The sequence below is a fragment of the Rhizobacter sp. SG703 genome, from assembly GCF_012275445.1.
Taxonomy (GTDB): Bacteria; Pseudomonadota; Gammaproteobacteria; order Burkholderiales; family Burkholderiaceae_C; genus Rhizobacter.
This window is the reverse complement of the sequence record NZ_JAAZQK010000024.1, coordinates 1-5955: the sequence shown is the minus strand read 5'-3', so window position 1 is coordinate 5955 and position 5955 is coordinate 1. Positions and strand designations below refer to the sequence as shown.

Sequence of the window (5955 nt, the reverse complement as noted above, 5' to 3'; positions counted from 1 at the left end):
CTCGCAAAAGGATGTGCATAGGGACAGAGGTTAGCAAACCACATCTGAGCGCCCCGAAAGCAGTCGACCGCAGCCGTCCGGAAGTGGCCGGCTACAGCCGTTTTCTCTGATGCCGCCTTATTCGAGCGTGCCAGGGCGAGACGCCGGTCTATGCAACCACCACCAGCCTAGAGCAGCGATGGGAAGGGCGAGGATCGTGCCGGTCCCGAGTAGCGTGAGCCGCCAATCAAGCGATGGAGCGGTGCCGCTTGGCGTACCAGGGGCAGACAGAGCGAGCGCGACTCCCGGCGCAACCGCTACAAGGACGTACGGCCACAGACGCGGACGCGCAGCCAGCAGAAGCGCGAGCACTGTCGGAACGACGATTCCCATCCAGCCCATTGATCCCATGCTACTCGAATGCCGTCGTTCGCGATCGGCAGCTCATGGCCGAACTCAGACGAGAGGCATGGTTCAGACCGGCACAAACAATCAGTCATCGCGCAACTTTCGAACGTCCGCGCCGCAGGCTCTCCAAGTTCCGAATCGCGTCAAGTACGGACCAGCATCTTCGTAGAGCGTTATGTCGGTACATCGCGGCTCTGTACTGACATCGTCACTGCGCCATGTCACAACTCGCCCGGCTTTTCTCGCGGACGCGCTCCACGATTTCACCTCGGGCAGCTCCATCACCGATCGTTCAGCGTCGGACAAGCGGTATTGCTCCCCGCGACCAACGGCCGCACCACTGGCAGGTGATGCTGCAGCTGAGTTCGGGGGCACAGCTTCGGCGAAGCCGAACGCCGCGAGAAGTGCGACGGTAATCCCAAAACGAAACATATCGGATGCGCTGAGTTCAGCGAGTCTACGTGTCAACGGGCTGCACTGCTCCCACAGTGCTCAACATCCCGAAAGCGGTCGGTCGTGACCGACCGCAAATGGCCGACCACAGACTTTCGAGCGCTGCACCCGACAGGCCCTGGTCGACTCGGCAACAACGCGCGAAATCTCGGCGCCTACCTCACCACGGGGGACATAAAGGAGAGCCGAATAGTCGCCCCGAACTCATGTGCCGCTTGGACAACATCCGCTGGTACGTAGAAGTTCGACCAATTGCGGGGCGTATGGATGCCGATTCCGAGTTCGACTACCCGGAATCGGCCTGCGATCTCTGAAGCAATCCAAGAGAGGCTCCCATACACCTGCCCTACTTCACAGTCGACTACCTGATAGATTTCACGAGGATGCGGCCCGGGCGTTGCGCCGCCCCGGTGCTCGGTAAACCTTCTCCAAAACGGCTCGTAGGCGGCCTCGTGAAGCCCTCGTACAACGATCGAATACGAAACAACGTCGGGGTCCGATGAAATCATGGGGGAAGGCTACCCGAAAGTCGCCCCTGATCGAGGACCGCTCCTGGCCGACAGCGGCGATGCAACAGGCGGGGGTGTCAGCGACAGGTGTTGAAGCCTGCACCCATTTCAGGGACGGGTTTGCCCGTGCGTCTACCGTTCCGCCACGCTGACGGATTGCATCGTATCCGCTGACTGGACAACCCGGAAGCAGCTGTTGGTGAACGACAGCGCTTGGCCGATTCTCGCCGATCAGCTGCCGCACCTGATTGCGGGCAGGCGACACTGCGACGCAGGTCGGACACGATATTGGCCGCGTCGGCAGACGGCGCGATCTACTTGGGAGAACCATCGATGCGTGGATCAGTTTTCGTAGCGCTTGACGTGGAATCGGCGCAGGAGGCTCTTTCTCTTGTGGCGGCTCTCGGCGACGAATGTATGGCCTACAAGGTCGGATTGCAGACTCTGGTTGAAGCAGGGCCAGACATCGTTCGACAGCTGATCGCTCGAAGAAAGAAGGTGTTTTTGGACCTCAAGTCTCACGAGATCCCAAGCTCCGTGGCCGGAGCGGTTCGTGCTGCGGGTAAGCTCGGGGCAAGCATGGTCACAGTCCATGCTTCAGGAGGATCAGCGGTGCTGAAAAGCGCCGTCGAAACTTCGCTGCCGTTCCCCGGCCTGCAGGTACTGGCGCTCACGGTCATCACCAGCCTTGGTGACGCCGACCTGCCGGAGATTGGCCTGAAACCCGATGTCAAAGAACAGGTACTGCGCCTCGCCAAACTCGCTGTCTCATGCGGATGCCACGGAGTGGTTGCGTCTCCACATGAGGCCGCGATGCTCGCCGGCGAACTGCCGCGGGGAACTCGCATCGTGGTTCCTGGCATTCAACTGAACACGCCCACCGGCGGTGATCAAGCGCGCTTCGCCTCACCCGAGTACGCGAAGGCGGCAGGAGCAACTGACATAGTTGTGGGCCGTGCGGTTGCGAAAGCGGTCAATCCGCAAAGCGCATATCGCATGGTTGCCTCCGCGTTCGAACGGTAGCCAACTCGAAACCGGTCGCTGGCGAAGGTCACCTCCTGGCCGACTGTGCGCCTTCGCCCGTCGCCCCGAAAGCTGTCACACGTGGCGGCCGACCAAGCAGCGACTGTCTGCTTGCAGGCGAAAGCACGAACATACACTGTCGGCCACAAGCGGTCGTGCGCATGTGTCCGCTATGCTGATGATCGAAATTTGGAGACGGGCTCGATGAAGTGTGGAATCTGCGGTCGCAAGCTCGATCAACCCGACGATCCCTTGTCTACTGACTGCGACGGCGATTGCTGGGGCTGCATTGGAGAGATCGAGGCTGACATGGGCGACCTCGAATCCTTGAGGAGGGTGCGCAAGGAGTTCGAGCATGGTCTGCGACCCGATTGGGTCGATCCGGCGACCAGCGGTTAACGGCCAGGAGCCGTCCTCGGACGACGTCAGCTTTCCGGCTTCATAGAATTCGCCCCGTGCCACTCTTCACCTACATCGTCACCTACGCCGGCGCCGACCACGTCGCGCAGGGCAGTCACAGCAACTTCACCGGATTTGCCATGACCTGGGCTTCAAACATCCCAACGACCGCGTTGCCCTCGCTCACCCCAGTCTTGCGCAAGGAGCTCCTTCAGAAGGCGTACCGAGGTGCGTTCTTGGAGGTATCTGGCGTAAAGCACGTCTGGCGAAATTCTCTCGAGCTGGGCGGGCGCGAGTTGACAGTCCTCGCCGTGCAGACTGAACGGTAGGCTGGCCGCTCGATTGACAACAGTCGGCCATGAGGCGTCCTTCGCGACCGGCGGCTTTCGGGAGTCGAGAAAGCGCTGGAGAATGCGGCCTCAAGCTTTGAGTCAGGCCCAAAAATGATGCATGCGTGGGTGCGTGGTGTTGGCTATCTGCTCGTGCTCGTCGGGCTGGCGCTACTGTCACCAGCAGCTGACCTGTTGCCGATAGATGTCCTGCTTTTCTCTCAACCGTCCGGTACCGGTGAACATCAACAGTACTTGCGACTCGTACCTGGATCAGCCGAGACGCTCGCTCCGATGACAATGTGCGGAATCGGTGCTGTAGCGATCGGCGCCTTGACGATCGCAGTTGGTTGGTTCATCAAATCTCGCAAGGCACGCTGAGGGGCGACGCGCAGGCATGATGAAGGTAGGCTTCTTTGGCTCTTAGCGGCCAGTTGCGGTCTCTCGCGAGCGACTGCTTTTCGGTAGGCTACCCGTCGTCCAAATCTGCCGCGCTGGAAGGACCGTTTCCCTTGTTTCAAGCTCCGGATGACTATCGGCCGCCAGCGAACCGGGCCGAACTCGAGGCCCGATATGCCGCGGGGGAAAGATTGTTTCCGGAGACGGAGCTGAGCGACGCCGACCTCTCGGGAATCATGCTGGATGGTGCAGACTTCGGGAAGTACTCCTGGTTCGCTGACGCGAATTTCACCGGTGCAAGTCTGCGGGGGACGAGCTTCCGTGAATGCAACGTCAAGTGTGCCGACTTCTCCAATGCAGATCTCACGGGCGCGACGTTCGAGCTCGCCGCGATAGAGTCCATCAAGGCAACTGGTGCTCTGCGAGAGGGAGTCAAAGTCAAGGGCGCGACGTTCTACGGGTCCGAACTGGGCGATGATGACGAGCTGCCATCCTGGGAGTGGTAGTGGGGTCACGCAAGTTCGCATAGTTGGCCACGAGCAGCCGGTCACGAGTGTCCGGTTTCGGGTAGGCTTTAAGCATGCGAATCGATCTGCCAAAAGACTACATCGCCTACTTCAAGGAAGCAGGCGTAATTGAAGGCTTCACCGAAGGCATGCCCGGCTACGTTGCGCTCTGGAACCCAGACGAGATCGAGGCAGGTAACAGAGACCTGCAGGTCGCGACTTACGCCCCCGGCTTCCTTGGCTTCGGAACCGACGGCGGTGGAGAACTTCTAGCGTTTGACGAATCCGGTGCAGTCTTCATGTTGCCAATGATCGGCATGGAACCACAGTACGCGAGCAAGATCGCCGACTCTTGGCGCGAAATTGCACGGCGAATCACCCCGCAAGCCTGAGCATGCGGCCTAGTTTGTGTCCCAGTTCGGCCACAACCGGTCGCTCGCGACTGTCGGCTCTTGGCCATCTTGGACAATGTGAGAACACCATGGTTTCCATGACCACGATCGCGACGGCCGGCAATGTGATGCCAGGAGCGCTTGCCTGTCTGAAGAAGCAAGGCTTCGCCGTATCGATCATTGAAGGTTTGTGGCGGGCCGAGTCGGAGTCTCGAATCTTCTTGGCTGAGGATCCGCTGATCCTCCTCGGACTCGTGATGTTCCACGACATGCGAGGTGACGAGTGGCAGCCTTCCGACGCGGAGGTGGATCAGTTCGTCGCCCTCGACCAAAGTCGTCCATAGGCGGCTCGGTGTGGCGGGAGTCGGCCAGAAGCTGCCGGTGGAGAACGTCCGCTGCCAGACTTTCAAACCGGGGTTTCGAGATCCTCGGTGATACTCTTTGGGCATGCAACCAGCAGTAGAAGAATTCGTCGCGCTCGGCAGGCTTCCTGACAGCGCGGGTGCTTCCATCGAGGTGCTCCAGCACCTTGAGGACCTCTTGGGACGGATCCGAACTCCGCTGACCGACGACGAGGCTCGTGCCCTGACGGGATGCTTCGGCACGGACGACTGCTTAGGCTTGGCCTGGAGCCTGCTGCACGCTGTCGAGAATGCGCCTGGCTGGCCACTGGTGGACGTCCTTAGCAATGCCGACAATGGGTGGATCGAACGCTTGCGAGAGCGCTCGTCCGTGTAGTCGGCTCACTACGGATGGCTCATTCCGGCCACAAGCTGCCCGTCGGGATCGCCCGCTTTCAGTCCGAGCGATCTTCGAATTCGCTCGGATAGAGTTGCGCACATGCGCCCTGATCCCCTTGCCTGGTGGCAGTCTCAGTTCGGTGAGATCGCGCCTCGTGGTCACCTTCTTCGTCGCGCCTTCGGTGTGAATTGGGTGCGATTCCACTCGCTCCCTGATTCAAAGCGGTACGCCGAGTCTCTGGACGAATACGCCGAACTTCACAGTCGACACTTTCTCGTCGCCTCGGCGCTCTTCAGCGCTGGCGAGCCACTGTACGTCTTCCGCGCGCATATTGGCGAAACCAAGCTGCGCGGAAAGGCCAGGCATCAGCTTGCTGGGCGGCAATTCAGAGAGGACGTTGCTGTTCTACCGACCGAAAGTCTCGGGCAAGACGGCGAAGATCGAATGCATGTTCGAGCGCTCGTTTCCAAATGGAAGCCTGACTTCTTCGAAGCTGCGATTCGTCTGCTCGCGGACTGGCAAGAGGTGGGCATCTCGTTTGTCTCGCCGTCTACGAAGAACATCTTCTGCCCCTACGACGGGGGAATGGATGTCTTCACGTTCTCCATAGCGCCGGAAGACCTTCGCGCCCGCTTCGCACTCTGGCGATCGGCTCGTCCTGACGGCCTGTGAACGTCTGCTTCGAGGCAACGAGTTTGCGCACAGTGATTTCGGCTCTGGGTCGAGGCTGTGTGAAAACAGCTTGATTGCCTGAGGTGATCGCCTAAGTTGTGGCAACGCGGCTGAACGGGTCACGGCATGAAGCGATTCATCGAAG

Annotated in this window: 7 protein-coding genes; all 7 read left to right on the top strand. The window is 60.1% G+C overall.

The window, feature by feature from the left end; translation table 11 throughout:
* The first annotated feature begins 1682 nt into the window (after window positions 1-1682).
* The 7 genes from pyrF to FHT26_RS29335 all read left to right on the top strand — a co-directional run bounded on the left by pyrF (window position 1683) and on the right by FHT26_RS29335 (window position 5810).
* Window positions 1683-2372, top strand: a complete 690-nt coding sequence (pyrF, locus tag FHT26_RS29365) for an orotidine-5'-phosphate decarboxylase (protein WP_168563612.1) — start codon at window positions 1683-1685, stop codon at window positions 2370-2372.
* Between the two features lie 455 nt (window positions 2373-2827).
* The gene (locus tag FHT26_RS29360; protein WP_168563611.1) at window positions 2828-3100 is read left to right on the top strand and encodes a hypothetical protein; all 273 of its coding nucleotides are present in this window, start codon (window positions 2828-2830) and stop codon (window positions 3098-3100) included.
* A 117-nt stretch (window positions 3101-3217) separates the two neighbouring features.
* Window positions 3218-3481: a hypothetical protein gene (locus FHT26_RS29355; RefSeq protein ID WP_168563610.1), complete on the top strand. Its 264-nt coding sequence runs from the start codon at window positions 3218-3220 to the stop codon at window positions 3479-3481.
* A 131-nt stretch (window positions 3482-3612) separates the two neighbouring features.
* Entirely contained in the window at window positions 3613-4005 is a 393-nt protein-coding gene (locus FHT26_RS29350) for a pentapeptide repeat-containing protein (RefSeq protein ID WP_210427663.1), read from the top strand.
* Window positions 4006-4079: 74 nt separating this feature from the next.
* Window positions 4080-4397 carry an SMI1/KNR4 family protein gene (locus tag FHT26_RS29345; protein ID WP_168563609.1) on the top strand — a complete coding sequence of 106 codons (318 nt, stop codon included), beginning with the start codon at window positions 4080-4082 and terminating at the stop codon, window positions 4395-4397.
* 98 nt (window positions 4398-4495) lie between these two features.
* Window positions 4496-4741 carry a hypothetical protein gene (locus tag FHT26_RS29340; RefSeq protein ID WP_168563608.1) on the top strand — a complete coding sequence of 82 codons (246 nt, stop codon included), beginning with the start codon at window positions 4496-4498 and terminating at the stop codon, window positions 4739-4741.
* A gap of 496 nt (window positions 4742-5237) precedes the next feature.
* Window positions 5238-5810 (top strand): DUF3885 domain-containing protein, encoded by a 573-nt coding sequence (locus FHT26_RS29335; RefSeq protein WP_168563607.1) that lies wholly within the window; start codon window positions 5238-5240, stop codon window positions 5808-5810.
* Window positions 5811-5955: the final 145 nt, after the last annotated feature.